The following is a 16,387-nucleotide window of genomic DNA, read 5'->3' as shown; positions in this document are numbered from 1 at the left end:
TTTCGTCTCCTTGAACTCATGCGTCCGTGCCGCGGGGCAGCCACGGCGACTGCCAACCGCGGTGACCGCGCAGCAACGACTGCGCGGCTTCCGGACCCCAGGAACCGCGATCGTACCGATGGATTTCACCCGGGTTGTCGAGCAGCGGCTGCACGATCCGCCACGTCTGCTCGATGCTGTCCTCGCGGGCGAACAACTGGTGATCGCCGACCAATCCGGCATACAGCAGCCGCTCATAGGGTCGTATCGGTTCACCGAGGTCCACCGCGAACGAGGAGTCCAGGTGGATATCTCGCCACGAGTCGTCGGTGTGGGCCGAAATCTGCAGTCGCATACCCGGATCGGGGTCGATACGCAGCACAATCTGGTTGGGCTCGGCCGGTCGGCGGTTGGGCAGAAAGGCCAATGCCGGAACTCGGCGTAGAAATAGCCGTACTTCGGTGACCTTCGCGGGCAGCTCTTTTCCGGCCCGCACGAAGATCGGCACCCCGGCCCAGCGCCAGTTGTCGATCTCGGTTCGCAGCGCGACATACGTTTCGGTCGCCGAATCGCTTGCTACGCCCGCAACTTCGGTGTAGCCGAGGTACTGCCCACGCACGCACCGATCGGGATCCAGCGGCGCCATCGCCCGGAAGACCTCGGCCTTCTTGTCGTTGAGGTCATCGGCGCTGGAACCGACCGGCGGTTCCATCGTCACCAGCGCCAGCACCTGCAGCAGATGGTTTTGCACGACGTCACGCAGGGCACCGACGGCGTCGTAAAACTTGCCGCGGTCCTCCACCCCGAAGTCCTCGGCCATGGTGATGTGGATCTCGGAGATGCTGTTGCGATCCCAGAGCTCGGCTAACGCCTGATTGGCGAACCTCAGGTACTCCAGCTCGACGACGGGCTGCTTGCCCAGAAAGTGGTCCACACGCAGGATTTGGTCTTCGCCCAACACCGCTCGCAGCCGGGCGTTGAGTTCGAGCGCGGAGGCCAGGTCGTGGCCGAACGGCTTTTCCACGGCAACGCGTGCGCGCTCCAACAGCCGCACGTTCGCGAGATTTTCGACAATCGGCGCGAACAGCGCCGGCGGCATTTCCAGGTAATACAGCGGCCGACAGGCCGAGCCAATCAGTTCGGCCAGCGAATCGTAGAGCTGGCTGTCGGTGACGTCACCGTGCAGGTAGGACAACCGGCCCGCCAACCGGTCGAACACCGCATCGTCGATCTTTTCGGTACGACCGATGGACTCGCGAGCCCACTTGACCAACTGCCCGACGGACATGTCGTCACTGGCCACACCCAGGATGGGGCAGTCCAGCAACTGGTGGCGCTCGAGCCGATACAACGCGCGGAAGGTCATCTTGCGGGCCAGGTCACCGGTAATTCCGAAGATCACCAACAGATCTGACGCGCCACCTCCGCCGTCAACCAAACCCGCACCTCCAGACTTGCTTTCCCGCGGCGGCCGAACTCAACCCTAGCCCATTGGCCCGACAACCCGACGCTGCAGATCGCGGTCTACATCCTGGCCGGGATCGCCACGATCGAGGCCGGCGGACTCGTCCCGATGCGCATCCGGCTGAGGCGGATACGCCAGGAAACCGAGCAACCGCGGGAGCGGCTCGACGCCCGCAATGCTGTCGGGTGGTCGTGAAGCGGTAAAGACGGTCTGGCAGACCGCGAACCTGGTGCGCAAAGAAGGGTTCGGAGCGGCCGTGCGCAGCTCGATCGAGGACCCCGCCGACTGGGCCGAGGTAGAGCGTCCCGACCTGGCTCGGGTAACCCCGGACGGCCGGGTGGTGATCCTGTTCTCCGACATCGAGGAGTCCACCGCGCTCGACGAACGAATCGGGGATCGCACATGGGTCAAGTTGATTGGCGCGCATGACAAGCTGGTTCATGAGCTGGTGCGGCGCTGGTCCGGGCACATGGTCACGAGTCAGGGTGACGGGTTCATGATCGCGTTCGCCCGCGCCGAACAGGCGGTGCGGTGCGGCATCGACATCCAGGACGCGCTGCGCAACAGCGCAAAGCGTAAGCGGAACCAGGGAATTCGGGTGCGGATCGGCACCACATGGGGCGCTCGGTGCGGCACGGTGACGATCTGTTCGGCCGCAACGTCGCAATGACCGCTCGGGTTGCGGGGCAAGCGGTCGGCGGCCAGATCCTGGTAGGCGAACCGGTGCACGACGCCGTCAGCGACTGTGCCGATATCCGTTTCGGCAGCTATCGCCTGTTCTCGCTCGACGCGGCACCCGGGCCGGACCTGGACTGATAACCGTCGACGTCGGATTCGTCCAGCCTCTGGTGCAATCGGGCCCGCACCTCGTCGGGCGTGTAGGCACGTCGTTTCCGTTGATCGCGCGCCACCAGGGCGCCACCCGCGACGACGCCGGCGACACCGGCCAGCCCGACCCACTTCCACACGTTGCGCACCCCGACAGGCTATATCCGCCTATGGTGCATGGGGTGGACCCGAGCACGCTAGCGCTGGATCGAGCGCTGAACGAAACCCGCACCGGCGACCTCTGGCTGTTTCGCGGCCGTTCCCGACCCGACCGGGCGATCCAGACCTTGACGAACGCCCCGGTGAACCACGTCGGCATGACGGTGGCCATCGACGACTTGCCGCCGCTGATCTGGCATGCCGAACTGGGCGACAAGCTGCTCGACGTATGGACCGGCACCAACCACCGCGGCGTGCAGCTCAACGACGCCCGCCAAGTCGTGCAGCAGTGGGCCGGCCGTTATCGGCAGCGGTGCTGGCTGCGTCAACTGACACCGCACGCCAATCGCGACCAGGAGGACAAACTGCTGCGGGTCATCGCGCGGATGAACGGCACGCCTTTCCCAACCACCGCCCGGTTGACCGGCCGGTGGCTGCGCGGCCGGCTTCCGACCCTCAACGATTGGCTGCGCGGCATACCGGTGCTGGACCGCAAGGTGCGCGAACAAACCCAGCGACGTAAGCAACAGCAGCGCACGATGGGCCTGGCGACGGCATATTGCGCGGAGACGGTGGCCATCACCTATGAGGAAATGGGATTGCTGGTCACCGACAAGGACGCGCACTGGTTCGACCCCGGCAAGTTCTGGAGCGGTGACTCGCTGCCCCTGGCGCCGGGTTATCGGCTGGGTCACGAAATCGCGGTCGACGTGGGCGGCTGATCGGGCCTCGCCGGTTACCCGACCGTCATCTCCCCCATCGCCGACCAACCCGTCGCATCGATGGTTTGGCTGATGATCTTGGGGGTGGACGCCAGTGCCTTCGGCAGTTCCCGCATGGCCTGCCTGAAGTGATCGCTGTTGACGTGTACGCCGCCGGCCTCGCCGTCACGGAAGGATTCGACCAGGACGTACTCGGCCGGGTCGTCGAGGCTGCGGGACCACTCGAACCATAGGTTGCCCTCTTCGGCACGCGTGGCCGCGGTGAACGATGCGACCAAATCCGGCCAGCGCTCGGTCCACTCGGGTTTGGTCTCGAACTTGACGACGATGAAGATCATTGCCGCTCAGGGTACCCGGGCCGGGCACGTACACTCCATACTCCCACTTTGCGCTCACGATAAACGGTGACAACGTGCGTTGTCCACGGTTTGGGCACATGCCTGACGGGGCGACATCGCCGTGCGCATGGTGCGCTCCCGGGGCCGAGAAGTGGGTAACCGGTGCTGGCCTTGAGGCCCCAGCGTCATTTCACCCAGAGCCGGAGCGCCCGGCGGCTACGCTGTGTGCTCGACGATGACGTATGGGTGCCCTGGGCACGGTCAGGGGGTTGCAGGACAGCAACACGGCATTTGTCGGTGCGCTGCATAGCGGGAACCTGTTGGGGGCCACCGGTGCGGTTCTGCAGGCTCCGGGCAACGCCGTCAACGGTTTCTTGTTCGGCCAGACGTCGATATCGCAGTCGATTGACGTGTCACCGGAGTACGGATACGAGTTGGTCGCTGTCAGCGACCCGGTTGGCGGAACTGCTGGCTCCGCTCGAGCCGGTCACGGTTACGTTCACGCCGACCTTCGGTGAACCGGACATGGTCCATCTGAGTGGCACGAAGTTCGGGGGCCTTGTCCCGGCCCTCTTCGAAGGGGTGCGCGCCGGCTTCTAAGCGCGGTTCGTCGGCCATTCGACTACACATCCGTATGGCAGCGCCGTGCTTGCATAAGTGAAATCGTTCCGTGGACAACGATTTGGCGAAGGCGTTGGAGAAGCGCCAAGAATATTTCCGCCACGGAAGGATTGGTTTGGGTACACTCTATTTCCCGACGATTACTGGGTGATTTCTTTTTGCTAAGAGGGACGTGCTGAACCCGCGGCAGCCGCTTATAGGGGCCGGCCAGACCGGCGCCGCCGCGGCCAGCGCGGCCGAGAGCGCCCCTGGCATAGTCCGGAGTTTGTTGCACAGGTTATGTCTCGGGGTCACCGGCGGGCGCTGGGTCGGGCACGGTGCAGGCATTTCCGGTTCCACGTCGTCGACCGCGGTGACCGGCTCATCTGGCGCCGGCGGCTGGTCTTCTCCCGCGTCCACATCCATCGGCAGATACATGTGGTGGGTGAATTTGGGCTGGTAGGCGCCACCGCCACCGACCCGCACGCCACCGCCTTCACCACTGGATACGGGCGTGCCATCGGGCAGCGTCACCGCCGTGTGGTGGCCATTCCAACCGATCACCAAGGCATTGGGGGCGGTTCCCTGTTGAAAGCCCCGAGCCGCCAAGGCGGCTTCCTCGTTGCCGGTGTTGAACCTATCTCCGAAAACCGGCCTGGCCGTCGCCGCATTCGATACCCACGAAGCCAGCTCCGAGCAGTCGGTCCCGGCGGGAGAATCGCCACCGGGAATATACGGAGTGCCGACGACTTGATTGATAAGCGTCAACAGCGTTGCAAGAGCAATCATGGACGCGAACGCTACCGACAATATCCATAGGAAATCAATTCTTGTGGTGCTTATCACGCATTATCCAAATAATGGCCCGTCCCACGCGTACAGCGGATATGTCACGCAACAATATAAAAATAGATACGGAAGGGTTCAGTGCGAATGTAACAAATCAACATAAATCACGCTATCGCGCCAAATCGGGCAATGAACATGGCCGAACATGCGCCACGCGGCACCGGGTCGATTACTCCCAGCAACGCTGACGGTATACAACTCAGGACACTTCCTCAGCCAGCGCAACACCGCTTTCCGCGCACGCCGCCTTCAACCGCTTGTCCCGCGTCCATAGTCGCGCGCCGCCAACCAGAGCCACCGAACCAAGAAGGTTGGCATCGACGGCACCGAGTCCCCGACCCCACAACCGCCGCCGACCGACAAGCCGCAACACTTCGTCGTGGGTCACCACCGGAAACTGGTAGAGGTTGGCCAACAGATCGAGAACAACGTCTCGCTGCTTGATCGAGCCAAGCGCCAGCTCCTCGATGACGAGCGGATGGCAACCGGCCTCGTCATCGCCCAGCAGCTCGACGAGTCGCGCGTCGGCGGCGCGCAGGTGCTCAATCCATACCGAAGTGTCGACCAGGATCACCGGGGCGACGTCCGGCGTCTCGGCGCCGCGGTAGCTTGCGGGTCGGTGCCGCCGAGAGCCGCCAACCGCCGGGCGCTCTCCACCCGGACCAGTGTCTGCAACCCCTCGCGCAGGAGCGTCGACTTCTCTTTCACCCCAGTCAATTCGGCCGCTTTGGCTAACAAGGCGTCGTCAACGGTCACCGTCGTCCTCATTCACCAACTCCCATCAATACATGCATCACTCGATGCAAGCAATGATGCCATGGGATCTGGGCTCTGGCTGCGTCCCGGCTTTCCCGCCTACACGTTGAATCGGAACTCCACTACGTCACCGTCGGCCATCACGTAGTCCTTGCCTTCGATCCGGACCTTGCCGGCCGCCTTGGCCGCCGCCATCGAACCCGCGGCCACCAGGTCGTCGTAGGACACGATCTCGGCCTTGATGAAACCCTTCTCGAAGTCGCTGTGGATCACCCCGGCCGCCTTCGGCGCGGTGTCGCCTTGATGGATGGTCCACGCCCGCGCTTCCTTGGGGCCCGCGGTCAAAAAGGTCTGCAACTTCAGGGTGTGAAAACCCGCCCGGGCCAGCGCGTCCAGCCCGCGCTCGCTCTGCCCGATGGACTCCAGCAGCTCCGCGGCCGACTCGTCGTCCAGTTCGGTCAACTCCGACTCGATGGCGGCGTCCAGGAACACCGCATCGGCGGGCGCCACCAACGCGCGCAGCTCACCGACTCGCGCCGGGTCGGTGAGCACCGCCTCGTCGGCGTTGAACACATACAGGAAGGGCTTGGTGGTCAGCAGGTTCAGCTCGCGCAACGCGGCGGCATCCACCCCCGCGGCGAACAGCGTCTTGCCGGCGTCGAGCACCTGCTGGGCACGCAGTGCCGCGTCGTAGACCGGCTTGCGCGCCTTGTTGGTGCGCGCTTCCTTCTCCAGCCGGCCCGTGGCCCGCTCCAGGGTTTGCAGATCTGCCAGGATCAGCTCGGTCTCGACGACCTCAATGTCGGACTGGGGATCGACCCGTCCGGTGACATGAGTCACGTCGTCGTCGACGAACACCCGCACCACCTGACAAATGGCGTCGCATTCGCGGATATGAGCCAGGAACTTGTTACCCAGCCCGGCTCCCTCGGACGCCCCCTTGACCAGGCCGGCGATATCCACGAAGGTGACCGGCGCGGGTACGACTCGCTGCGATCCGAAAAGCTCAGCAAGCTTGTCCAGGCGGGGATCGGGCAGGGAGACGACACCTTCGTTCGGTTCGATCGTCGCGAACGGGTAGTTGGCCGCGACCACGTTGTTTCGGGTCAGCGCGTTGAAAAGTGTCGACTTGCCGACGTTGGGCAGGCCCACGATCCCCAGGCTCAAGCTCACAGAGAGCCAAGTTTAAGGCGAGGCGGTGCCGCCTTCGGCGCCATTGCCGGTACGGTCGACGTGTGTCAGCGCAGCGGGCGAGGTCGGCGGTACAGGCAAGTCACCGCTCGATTCACCCCCACATCCCAGGTGTGCCGTGGTGGGCTGCCATCCTGATCGCCGTCACCGCGACGGCGATCGGGTATGCAATCGACGCCGGATCGGGCCACAAGGCGCTAACCCTCGTCTTTACCGGCTGCTATATCGCCGGCTGCGTGGGGGCGGTCCTGGCCGTCCGGCAGTCGGACCTGTTCACCGCGCTCGTCCAGCCGCCACTGATACTTTTCTGCGCCGTGCCCGGGGCCTACTGGCTGTTCCACGGGGGCACGATCGGCAAGTTCAAAGACCTCTTGATCAACTGCGGCTACTCGCTCATCGAACGTTTCCCGCTGATGCTGGGCACGGCTGCCGGCGTGCTGCTGATCGGACTGGTCAGGTGGTATCTCGGGACGGCTCTGTTCGACAGCATCGCCAGGAAGCTCAGCTCGCTGATGACCGGCGATTCGGACGACGACGGCGGCCGGCGGTCGGCCCAGCGGCCTGCCCGTACTCGTTCCCGACACGCCCGACCCCCGTCGGAGGACAACCGCGAACCCATAGCCGAGCGTCGATCGCGCCGCCGCCCTAGGCCGCAGAATGATCCGCACCCGCGCCGCAATGCCCACGAACGGCCGGCACCGCGCAGCAGCCGCTTCGATTCTTACCGCAGCTACCAGCCGTCCGAACCCTCCGGGCCTGCCGAGCCCGTCAACCGGTACGAACGTCGGGGTGCTCGATACCAGCCCTATGCGCGCTACGAGCCCACCTACGAGTCCCAACGCCGACGCGCCCGTCCCAGCGAGCCAACCAACCCGACACACCATCCGATCTCGCAGGTCCGCTACCGCGGGTCAGCTACTCGCGACGCGCGGCGGGACAACTACCGCGAGGAGCAGCGGTTCGATCGGCGGGATCGTTCGCGGGCACCGCGCAGACCACCGGCTGAATCCTGGGAATACGACGTCTAACCGTGAGCGGATGTGCTCAGCGAGGTGAGCGGAGCTCCCGGGGCAATGCGAACACCAACGTCTCGTTGGCCGTTGTCACCGGTTGCACGATGTCGTAGCCGCATTCGGCCAGCCGCTCCAGCACACCGCGCACCAGCACCTCGGGGACCGATGCCCCCGACGTAACGCCGACCGTGGTAACGCCGTCCAGCCAGGCCGAGTCGATATCGTCGGCCCAGTCCACCAGGTGGGCGGCCCGCGCCCCGGCACCCAGCGCCACCTCGACCAGCCGAACCGAATTCGACGAATTGCGCGAGCCGACCACGATGACCAGCTCGCACTCGGGCGCCATCGCCTTGACCGCGACCTGCCGATTCTGGGTCGCATAGCAGATGTCGTCGCTGGGCGGATCCTGCAGCTTGGGGAAACGCCGACGCAACCGCCCGACAATCTCCATGGTCTCATCGACGGACAGGGTGGTCTGCGACAGCCAAACCACTTTGTCCTCGTCACGGACGGTCACCTGGTCGACGGCGTCCACCCCGTCGACCAGCTGCACATGATCGGGAGCTTCCCCAGCAGTACCGACGACTTCCTCGTGGCCCTCATGACCGATCAGCAAGATGTCGTAGTCGTCCCGGGCGAACCGCCTGGCCTCGTTGTGCACCTTGGTGACCAGCGGGCAGGTGGCGTCAATGACCTGCAGGTTGCGCTCGCTGGCGCTGACGTGCACCGTAGGCGCGACCCCGTGCGCGGAGAACACCACAATCGCTCCCTCGGGAACCTGCTCGGTCTCTTCGACGAAAACCGCACCGGCCTTAGCCAGGGTGTCAACCACGTGGCGGTTATGCACGATCTCGTGACGCACGTAGACAGGCGGGCCGTGTTTTTGAAGCGCGCGTTCGACCGTTTCGACGGCCCGATCCACGCCAGCGCAGTAGCCACGCGGCTCGGCCAGCAGCACCCGCTTACGGTTGGGACGGTCGGCCACCGATCGCGACGATACCGAAGCCCCGGGAATCCCCATGTCGACCGTCGGAACCATGGCATTCAGGGTACTTTGGGCCGACACGAACCCGCCAGCTCACGGCCACCGGCTTGGAGTTAGCCGCTGCTTGAGGCAGTCTTGGATCCATGGCTACTGCACCGTATGGGGTTCGGCTATTGGTCGGCGCGGCGACAGTCGCCGTTGAGGAGACGATGAAGCTGCCACGAACCATCCTGATGTACCCAATGACCCTGGCCAGCCAGGCGGCGCACGTGGTGATGCGATTCCAACAGGGCCTGGCCGAACTGGTGATCAAGGGCGACAACACCCTGGAGACGCTGTTTCCGCCCAAGGACGAGAAGCCGGAGTGGGCAACATTCGACGAGGACTTGCCCGACGCGCTCGAAGGGACTTCGATTCCATTGCTCGGCTTGTCGGATGCCAGCGAAGCCAAGAACGACGATCGCCGGTCCGACGGGCGGTTCGCGTTGTACTCGGTATCCGATACGCCGGAAACGACGACAGCATCCAGGAGTGCGGATCGCTCGACCAATCCCAAAACCGCCAAGCACCCCAAGTCGGCGGCCAAGCCGACAGTTCCGACGCCTGCGGTGGCAGCCGAACTCGACTATCCGGCGCTGACGCTGGCCCAGCTGCGGGCCAGGCTGCACACGCTCGATGTCCCCGAGCTCGAGGCCCTGCTGGCCTACGAGCAGGCCACCAAGGCCCGTGCCCCGTTCCAGACGCTGCTCGCCAACAGGATCACCCGCGCGACTGCGAAGTGACCCAGAATTCGGCGGAGAATCCGTTCCCGGTTCGCGCGGTGGCAATCCGGGTCGCGGGCTGGATCGACAAGCTGGGCGCGGTCTGGGTGGAGGGGCAATTGGCCCAGATCACAATGCGCCCAGACGCCAAGACGGTGTTCATGGTATTGCGCGATCCTGCGGCCGACATGTCGCTGACCGTGACGTGTTCCCGCGACCTGGTGCTGTCCGCGCCGGTGAAGCTGGCCGAAGGCGTTCAGGTAGTGGTCTGCGGCAAGCCCTCGTTCTACACCGGACGTGGCACATTCTCCTTGCGGCTCAGCGAGATTCGCGCTGTCGGCATCGGCGAGCTGCTGGCACGCATCGACCGGCTGCGCCGGCTGCTGGACGCCGAGGGGCTCTTCGACCCCCGCCTCAAGCGGCCGATCCCGTACCTGCCCAACATGATCGGTCTGATCACCGGCCGTGCGAGTGCCGCCGAACGTGACGTTACGACGGTGGCCTCGGCGCGCTGGCCAGCGGCACGTTTCGCCGTCCGCAACGTCGCCGTGCAGGGCCCCAACGCCGTCGGCCAGATCGTCGAGGCGCTGCGCGAGCTCGATCGAGACCCGGACGTCGACGTGATCGTGCTGGCCCGGGGCGGCGGCTCCGTCGAGGACCTGCTGCCGTTTTCTGACGAGACGTTGTGCCGCGCGATCGCGGCCTGCCGTACGCCCGTGGTCAGCGCCGTCGGTCACGAACCCGACAATCCGCTGTGCGATCTGGTCGTCGACCTGCGCGCCGCCACCCCCACCGACGCCGCCAAGAAAGTGGTTCCCGACACCGCAGCCGAGCAGCGGCTGATCGACGATCTGCGCCGGCGCAGCGCCCAGGCGTTGCGCAACTGGGTTTCCCGCGAGCAACGGGCAGTCGCGCAGTTGCGTAGCCGCCCGGTGCTGGCCGATCCGATGACGATGGTCAGCGTGCGCGCCGAGGAGGTCCACCGAGCCCGCTCGACGCTTCGTCGCAACCTCACCCTGATGGTCGCCGCCGAGACCGAACGCATCGGTCATCTGGCCGCACGCCTGGCCACGCTGGGTCCGGCCGCCACGCTCGCCCGCGGCTATGCCATAGTGCAGACCGTTGCTCAGACGGGACCCGAGGGCGGATCCGAACCACAGGTGCTGCGGTCGGTCCACGACGCACCGGAAGGCACCAAGCTGCGCGTGCGGGTTGCCGACGGAGCCCTAGCGGCGGTCAGTGAAGGACAAACCAATGGTCTGTGACCCCAACGGCGATGACACGGGCAGAACCCACGCAACTGTGCCTGTCAGTCAGCTTGGCTATGAAGCCTGCCGGGACGAGCTGATGGAAGTCGTGCGGCTTCTGGAGCAGGGCGGATTGGACCTCGATGCGTCGCTGCGACTGTGGGAAAGAGGGGAGCAACTCGCCAAAAGGTGCGAGGAGCACTTAGCTGGTGCACGCCAGCGGGTGTCCGATGTGCTGGCCGGCGACGAGGCCCAAAACGGCTAAGGCAAGGTTATGCTTCGCCGCATGGGTGATGCATCGCTGACAACCGAGCTCGGCCGCGTTCTGGTCACCGGCGGCGCGGGCTTCGTGGGCGCCAACCTGGTGACCACCTTGCTGGACCGCGGGCACTGGGTGCGTTCCTTCGACCGCGCGCCGTCGCTGTTGCCTGCGCATCCGCAACTGGAGGTGCTGCAAGGGGACATCACCGACGCGGACGTCTGCGCCGCGGCCGTGGACGGCATCGACACGATCTTCCACACCGCAGCGATCATCGAGCTGATGGGCGGCGCGTCGGTCACCGACGAGTACCGCCAACGTAGCTTTGCGGTCAACGTCGGCGGCACCGAGAACCTGCTGCACGCCGGCCAGCGGGCCGGGGTGCAGCGGTTCGTCTACACGTCATCCAACAGTGTGGTGATGGGCGGCCAGAACATCGCCGGCGGTGACGAGACGCTGCCCTATACCGACCGGTTCAACGACCTCTACACCGAGACCAAGGTGGTTGCCGAGCGATTCGTGTTGGCCCAGAACGGTGTCGACGGCATGCTGACGTGCGCGATCCGGCCCAGCGGCATCTGGGGAAACGGCGATCAGACGATGTTCCGCAAGCTGTTCGAAAGTGTGCTCAAGGGCCACGTCAAGGTGCTGGTCGGGCGCAAGTCGGCCCGGCTGGATAACTCTTACGTGCACAACCTGATTCACGGTTTCATCTTGGCCGCTGCCCATCTGGTGCCGGACGGCACAGCGCCCGGGCAGGCTTACTTCATCAACGACGCAGAGCCGATCAATATGTTCGAGTTCGCTCGGCCGGTGCTCGAGGCGTGCGGGCAGCGCTGGCCGAAGATGCGGATTTCCGGCCCCGCGGTCCGCTGGGTAATGACGGGGTGGCAGCGGCTGCACTTCCGGTTCGGATTCCCCGCGCCGCTGCTCGAGCCGCTGGCCGTCGAACGACTGTACCTGGACAACTACTTTTCGATCGCTAAGGCACGCCGCGACCTGGGCTATGAGCCGCTGTTCACCACCCAGCAGGCGCTGACCGAATGCCTGCCGTACTACGTGAGTCTGTTTGAGCAGATGAAGAACGAGGCCCGGGCGGAAAAAACGGCCGCCACAGTCAAGCCGTAGCCAGAATTATCTGAAACTCACCACTTGCTGCCCCAGGTCGCTCGGATGTGTGCGTCGACGTCGTGCACGACGGCGTCTCGCCTGCCGATAATCAGGCAGGCACGATGGGCCTCCTCGTAACATGGCCAGTCTGGCTCGCCATCGGGACCCGTGGGTTTGCCCCGCGTCGCGAAATTGATCCACCGCGTCCGTACCCTCCGGGACACCGCTATGGCGGCTTTGGCGTCGCCCAACTTCAATGCAGGGTCCTGGGATCCTCCGAGATTGCCCCAGACGTAAGGCAATTCGGTGGCATGGGCGGCCCGGACCAGCAGCAGCTTCAGCAGCGGAGTCGAGTAGTCAAACCGATACAGATACACCGGCGCCACCCCGCTGTGCCCTTCAGCGAGCCACACCGACGGCATCCGGAAGCCGACGTCGGTAGCCATACTCAATGAGCGTGCTTTGCGCCGCCATCGCGAGTACGCGGAGCCGATCTGCTCCTCGGTTGGCACTTGCAGATCGGGCTGTTCGGCGGCAATCTGGGTGAACATCGACGTGATCGCGCGGGGTGATCGGCATCAGCGGCGAGCGCATCAACCGAAAGAGCGCCGACTCGTGCTTGTTGGTGCCGATGATCAAGGGAACCGGGTGTGAGCGGCCCTCCTGCGCCAGCTTGACCGGGTAGTCGGGCAGCAGATCGCCGTCGACGATCGGGACGAACGCCAGCGTGCCGGGGTTACGAACCGGCACTTCGTTGAACACTTCGCTGGACGCGGAAAGGATTGCCGCGGTCGGCACTTCATGAACCTGTGCACATCGGACGGGTCGATTCCCAGCTTGTCGAGGACGCAAACCGCGACGCGCCGAGCCCTCACCTGGTCGTAGACCGATGTCGCCGGTGAGCTCTGGGCGATCGCCGCCGCGAACAGACCCGCGGCCGCCGGGGTGGCGAGCAGGGTCGTGACGATTCCCGCGCGGATTCACCGAACAGCGTGACCTTCTCGGGATCGCCGCCAAACACCGCGATGTTGTCTGCTACCCAGCGCAGCACGGCCAGCACGTCACGCAGGCCGATATTCGAGTCGAACCGTCGCCGTGACGTGTTGAACGACGACAAGTCCAGGAAGCCAAGCGCTCCGAGCCGGTAGTTGACCGTCACCACGACCACGTCGCCGCTGGCGGCCAACCTGCGGCCGTTATAGAGCGGCTGGCTGCCCGATCCCAGGATGTAGGCGCCCCCGTGCAGCCACACCATCACGGGTTTTCCGTCACCGGGCTCGGTGTCCGCCGGCGCCCAAATGTTCAGGCTCCAACAGTCCTCGCTCTGCGACGCCCCTAAATCGAGCGGCATGTTGGGGATGGCCGGCTGCGGGCAGGCCGGACCGAAGGTTGTGGCGTCGGCGACCTCGGTCCACCGTTCGGGAGGTTCGGGCGTCCGGAACCTCAGGTCACCTAGTGGTGGCGCGGCATACCGGATGCCTTTCCACACTTTGACGCGGCCATCATCGGCGCCCCGGACCGGACCATAGCGGGATTCGGCCACGCAGCTGTCGACGACCATACTTCTGGAATGTACCTACCCTGGGGGGTCGTCCTCGCCGGCGGCGCGAACGGTTTTGGGGCGGGTGCATACCAAACTGGTACCATCTGTGAAGTGAGTACACAGATTGCGGTTCGCTTGCCCGATGAGATTGTCGCGTTCATCGACGACGAAGTCCGGGGACAGCATGCCCGTAGCCGTGCGGCTGTCGTGCTGCGGGCGCTGGAACGGGAACGCCGCCGTCGTCTCGCCGAACGCGACGCGGAGATCCTCGCCACCAACACGTCAGCCACGGGTGATCTGGATACGCTGGCCGGCCACTGCGCTCGTACCGCCCTCGACATCGACTGATGCGACCTATCCACATCGCACAGCTTGACAAGGCTAGACCCGTCCTGATCCTTACCCGCGAGGTCGTACGTCCGCACCTCACGAACGTCACCGTCGCCCCGATCACGACAACCGTGCGTGGGCTAGCCACCGAAGTCCCGGTAGACGCGGTGAACGGGCTGAATCAACCGTCAGTCGTCAGCTGCGACAACATCCAAACGATCCCGGTGTGTGACCTTGGTCGTCAAATCGGCTACCTGCTCGCGTCGCAGGAGCCGGCTCTAGCCGAGGCCATCGGCAACGCGTTCGACCTCGATTGGGTGGTGGCATAGGTCTACAGCACTGCACCGACATCCGTTGACTCTGCATCCACCACGCAATAGTGCGAGTAACCCGCCTGCTGGACGCAGAGTCAGCACCAAGAAGCGAAGGGCGGACCCGCTTTGAACACCGAATTCACGCTCACTCAGAAGCGCGCCCTGGCGATCCTCACGTTGATCGCTTTGCTGTTCGGTGCGTACTTCCTGCGTAACTATTTCGTTCTGATCGTGGTGGCAGCCGTCGGCGCCTATTTGTTCACGCCACTTTTCAAGTGGTTCACCAAGCGCTTCAATACCGGCCTGTCGGCCGCCTGCACGTTGTTGTCGGCGCTGGCCGCCGTCGTCGTGCCGGTGGGAGCCTTGGTGGGGCTGGCGATCGTGCAGATCGCTCGCATGGTCGACTCCGTCGCCGACTGGGTGCGGACGACCGATCTGAGCACCCTCGGCGACAAGATCCTGCAATTCGTCAACGGCTTGTTTGACCGGGTGCCGTTCCTGCACATCACGGTTACCGCGGACGCACTGCGCAAAGCGATGATTTCGGTAGCACAGAACGTCGGCGAATGGCTGCTGCACTTCCTGCGCGACGCCGCCGGAAGCCTCGCCGGTGTCATCACGTCGGCCATCATCTTTGTGTACGTGTTCGTCGCGCTCTTGGTGAACCGCGAGAAGCTAAGGACACTGATCGGCCAGCTCAACCCGCTCGGCGAAGACGTCACGGATCTGTACCTGCAGAAGATGGGCTCGATGGTCCGCGGCACGGTGAACGGCCAGTTCGTCATCGCGGCGTGCCAGGGAGTCGCCGGCGCCGCATCGATCTACATCGCCGGATTTCACCACGGCTTCTTCATCTTCGCCATCGTGCTCACCGCGTTGTCGATCATCCCGCTGGGCGGCGGCATCGTGACGATTCCGTTCGGCATCGGGATGATCTTCTACGGCAATATCGCCGGGGGAATCTTCGTGCTGCTGTGGCATCTGCTGGTGGTTACCAACATCGACAACGTCCTGCGGCCGATCCTGGTGCCGCGCGACGCGCGGCTGAACTCGGCGCTGATGTTGCTGTCGGTGTTCGCCGGTATCACCATGTTCGGCCCCTGGGGTATCATCATCGGCCCGGTGCTGATGATCCTCATCGTCACCACCATCGACGTCTACCTCGCGGTGTACAAAGGCGTCGAACTGGAACAGTTCGAAGCACCACCCGTCCGCCGCAGGTGGCTGCCGCGTCGAGGCCCGGCCACGTCAAGAAACGCCCCGCCTCCGTCAACCGCTGAGTGAGACCCGCTATCGTGCGGGCAACGGGGGCTGCGATTGCGTCGCCGACGCCAGCGTGCGGAACTGATCGATGCTGCCGGCACCGGTGATTGCCAGCTGGGTGGCCCCGCCCGGTCCGGTGAGCCGTGTCGTCCATACCGGCTCGACGGCACCGTTTTCGTCCGAACCCTCGTAAACGACCCAACGGGTGCCGCCCACGTCGACCGTCCCCGTCGGGTACATCGACGGGTGGATGGAGCCGACCAGCTTGTCCTCGTCGGCGTTGCTCTGGGTCAAGCTCAGATATCTCCCGGTCGGGCTGATGAATCCCACGATTGAGGTCGCCGCGTTGCGGCGTTGACCGGTTGCCGGGTCCGCTCGCCCGTTCTCGATGCCGCCGCGACCCCCGGAGTTGGGCGTCCAGCCGCCTGGCAATTGCGGCAACCGTATCGGGAATCCCAGCGTCTTGGCGTCTGCCCGCAGCGCCTGGGCCGCATCGTAGGACGGGATCGGTCCCCGCTTGGTCCCGCCCAGTTGAAACGAGCACATCCCAACCAGGCCCGCCAACAGGATGCACCCCACGACCAGCGGCGCGAGCGACCAGAACATGTCGCGGCCGTCCTGCAGCAACCGCGGTTTAGCCGGCCTAGGGGTCGGCTGCGGCTCGGCGGTCACATG

20 protein-coding genes and 2 pseudogenes are annotated in these 16,387 nt (G+C 64.9%); 11 read left to right on the top strand and 11 right to left on the bottom strand.

All coding sequences use genetic code 11. The features are described 5' to 3' along the window. Positions 1 to 16: 16 nt before the first annotated feature. Entirely contained in the window at positions 17 to 1,417 is a 1,401-nt protein-coding gene (locus tag FF952_RS05980; RefSeq protein WP_003898735.1) for a glucose-6-phosphate dehydrogenase, read from the bottom strand. Between the two features lie 72 nt (positions 1,418 to 1,489). On the opposite strand from FF952_RS05980, the pseudogene FF952_RS05975 reads away from it, so the two are divergent. After that, positions 1,490 to 2,260 (top strand): annotated as a pseudogene (locus tag FF952_RS05975) (adenylate/guanylate cyclase domain-containing protein). On the opposite strand, the gene FF952_RS05970 reads toward FF952_RS05975, so the two are convergent. Further along, positions 2,212 to 2,421: a hypothetical protein gene (locus tag FF952_RS05970; protein ID WP_003911400.1), complete on the bottom strand. Its 210-nt coding sequence runs from the start codon at positions 2,419 to 2,421 to the stop codon at positions 2,212 to 2,214. The pseudogene FF952_RS05975 and the gene FF952_RS05970 overlap by 49 nt on opposite strands. A gap of 21 nt (positions 2,422 to 2,442) precedes the next feature. Between FF952_RS05970 and FF952_RS05965 the strand changes: the two genes are divergently transcribed. Then, positions 2,443 to 3,153: a hypothetical protein gene (locus FF952_RS05965; protein ID WP_003911399.1), complete on the top strand. Its 711-nt coding sequence runs from the start codon at positions 2,443 to 2,445 to the stop codon at positions 3,151 to 3,153. 14 nt (positions 3,154 to 3,167) lie between these two features. Here the strand turns inward: FF952_RS05965 and FF952_RS05960 are convergent, their stop codons facing one another. Next, complete coding sequence (locus FF952_RS05960; RefSeq protein WP_003405871.1) at positions 3,168 to 3,491, bottom strand: putative quinol monooxygenase; 324 nt, start codon at positions 3,489 to 3,491, stop codon at positions 3,168 to 3,170. A gap of 242 nt (positions 3,492 to 3,733) precedes the next feature. Between FF952_RS05960 and FF952_RS05955 the strand changes: the two genes are divergently transcribed. Then, complete coding sequence (locus FF952_RS05955; protein ID WP_003405867.1) at positions 3,734 to 4,009, top strand: hypothetical protein; 276 nt, start codon at positions 3,734 to 3,736, stop codon at positions 4,007 to 4,009. Here the strand turns inward: FF952_RS05955 and FF952_RS05950 are convergent. The 5 genes from FF952_RS05950 to ychF all read right to left on the bottom strand — a co-directional run bounded on the left by FF952_RS05950 (position 3,936) and on the right by ychF (position 6,869). Continuing rightward, positions 3,936 to 4,121 carry a hypothetical protein gene (locus FF952_RS05950; protein WP_003901093.1) on the bottom strand — a complete coding sequence of 62 codons (186 nt, stop codon included), beginning with the start codon at positions 4,119 to 4,121 and terminating at the stop codon, positions 3,936 to 3,938. The genes FF952_RS05955 and FF952_RS05950 overlap by 74 nt on opposite strands. Positions 4,122 to 4,238: 117 nt before the next feature. Further along, complete coding sequence (locus tag FF952_RS05945) at positions 4,239 to 4,937, bottom strand: hypothetical protein (protein WP_003898733.1); 699 nt, start codon at positions 4,935 to 4,937, stop codon at positions 4,239 to 4,241. Between the two features lie 202 nt (positions 4,938 to 5,139). After that, positions 5,140 to 5,514 carry a type II toxin-antitoxin system VapC family toxin gene (locus FF952_RS05940; RefSeq protein ID WP_003405865.1) on the bottom strand — a complete coding sequence of 125 codons (375 nt, stop codon included), beginning with the start codon at positions 5,512 to 5,514 and terminating at the stop codon, positions 5,140 to 5,142. Continuing rightward, entirely contained in the window at positions 5,511 to 5,708 is a 198-nt protein-coding gene (locus FF952_RS05935) for a type II toxin-antitoxin system VapB family antitoxin (protein WP_003405863.1), read from the bottom strand. The genes FF952_RS05940 and FF952_RS05935 overlap by 4 nt, the downstream gene beginning before the upstream one ends. Before the next feature lie 87 nt (positions 5,709 to 5,795). Continuing rightward, the gene (gene ychF / locus FF952_RS05930) at positions 5,796 to 6,869 is read right to left on the bottom strand and encodes a redox-regulated ATPase YchF (RefSeq protein ID WP_003898732.1); all 1,074 of its coding nucleotides are present in this window, start codon (positions 6,867 to 6,869) and stop codon (positions 5,796 to 5,798) included. A gap of 62 nt (positions 6,870 to 6,931) precedes the next feature. Here ychF and FF952_RS05925 point away from each other — a divergent pair, with 62 nt between their 5' ends. Next, entirely contained in the window at positions 6,932 to 7,915 is a 984-nt protein-coding gene (locus tag FF952_RS05925) for a DUF6542 domain-containing protein (protein WP_003903326.1), read from the top strand. A 16-nt stretch (positions 7,916 to 7,931) separates the two neighbouring features. Here the strand turns inward: FF952_RS05925 and FF952_RS05920 are convergent, their stop codons facing one another. Beyond that, a complete protein-coding gene (locus tag FF952_RS05920; protein ID WP_003405853.1) occupies positions 7,932 to 8,939 on the bottom strand; it encodes a 4-hydroxy-3-methylbut-2-enyl diphosphate reductase in 1,008 nt (335 codons plus the stop codon). An 89-nt stretch (positions 8,940 to 9,028) separates the two neighbouring features. On the opposite strand from FF952_RS05920, the gene FF952_RS05915 reads away from it, so the two are divergent. Genes FF952_RS05915 through FF952_RS05900 form a run of 4 tightly spaced genes read left to right on the top strand, consistent with a single transcriptional unit; the run spans position 9,029 to position 12,280 of the window. Then, positions 9,029 to 9,667 carry a lipid droplet-associated protein gene (locus FF952_RS05915; protein WP_003898730.1) on the top strand — a complete coding sequence of 213 codons (639 nt, stop codon included), beginning with the start codon at positions 9,029 to 9,031 and terminating at the stop codon, positions 9,665 to 9,667. Further along, positions 9,664 to 10,911: an exodeoxyribonuclease VII large subunit gene (xseA, locus tag FF952_RS05910; protein WP_003405846.1), complete on the top strand. Its 1,248-nt coding sequence runs from the start codon at positions 9,664 to 9,666 to the stop codon at positions 10,909 to 10,911. The genes FF952_RS05915 and xseA overlap by 4 nt, the downstream gene beginning before the upstream one ends. After that, positions 10,901 to 11,158 carry an exodeoxyribonuclease VII small subunit gene (locus FF952_RS05905; protein ID WP_003405844.1) on the top strand — a complete coding sequence of 86 codons (258 nt, stop codon included), beginning with the start codon at positions 10,901 to 10,903 and terminating at the stop codon, positions 11,156 to 11,158. Before xseA ends, FF952_RS05905 begins: the two co-directional genes overlap by 11 nt. Before the next feature lie 9 nt (positions 11,159 to 11,167). Then, positions 11,168 to 12,280: a 3 beta-hydroxysteroid dehydrogenase/delta 5-->4-isomerase gene (locus tag FF952_RS05900; protein ID WP_003405840.1), complete on the top strand. Its 1,113-nt coding sequence runs from the start codon at positions 11,168 to 11,170 to the stop codon at positions 12,278 to 12,280. Positions 12,281 to 12,286: 6 nt separating this feature from the next. Here the strand turns inward: FF952_RS05900 and FF952_RS05895 are convergent. Then, positions 12,287 to 13,823 (bottom strand): annotated as a pseudogene (locus FF952_RS05895) (carboxylesterase/lipase family protein). A 9-nt stretch (positions 13,824 to 13,832) separates the two neighbouring features. Between FF952_RS05895 and mazE3 the strand changes: the two are divergent. The 3 genes from mazE3 to FF952_RS05880 all read left to right on the top strand — a co-directional run bounded on the left by mazE3 (position 13,833) and on the right by FF952_RS05880 (position 15,733). After that, positions 13,833 to 14,153 (top strand): type II toxin-antitoxin system antitoxin MazE3, encoded by a 321-nt coding sequence (gene mazE3, locus FF952_RS05890; protein WP_003405836.1) that lies wholly within the window; start codon positions 13,833 to 13,835, stop codon positions 14,151 to 14,153. After that, positions 14,153 to 14,464: a type II toxin-antitoxin system toxin endoribonuclease MazF3 gene (gene mazF3 / locus FF952_RS05885; protein ID WP_003405820.1), complete on the top strand. Its 312-nt coding sequence runs from the start codon at positions 14,153 to 14,155 to the stop codon at positions 14,462 to 14,464. Before mazE3 ends, mazF3 begins: the two co-directional genes overlap by 1 nt. Positions 14,465 to 14,575: 111 nt before the next feature. Then, the gene (locus FF952_RS05880) at positions 14,576 to 15,733 is read left to right on the top strand and encodes an AI-2E family transporter (protein WP_003898727.1); all 1,158 of its coding nucleotides are present in this window, start codon (positions 14,576 to 14,578) and stop codon (positions 15,731 to 15,733) included. Positions 15,734 to 15,739: 6 nt separating this feature from the next. On the opposite strand, the gene FF952_RS05875 is transcribed toward FF952_RS05880, so the two are convergent. Beyond that, the gene (locus FF952_RS05875; protein WP_003915494.1) at positions 15,740 to 16,384 is read right to left on the bottom strand and encodes a DUF4245 domain-containing protein; all 645 of its coding nucleotides are present in this window, start codon (positions 16,382 to 16,384) and stop codon (positions 15,740 to 15,742) included. Between the last annotated feature and the right edge of the window lie 3 nt (positions 16,385 to 16,387).

It is taken from the genome of Mycobacterium tuberculosis complex sp. N0072, from assembly GCF_030323725.1.
GTDB lineage: Bacteria > Actinomycetota > Actinomycetes > Mycobacteriales > Mycobacteriaceae > Mycobacterium > Mycobacterium tuberculosis.
Note: the sequence above shows the minus strand (reverse complement) of the source record. Positions and strands in the feature narration are given on the sequence as shown.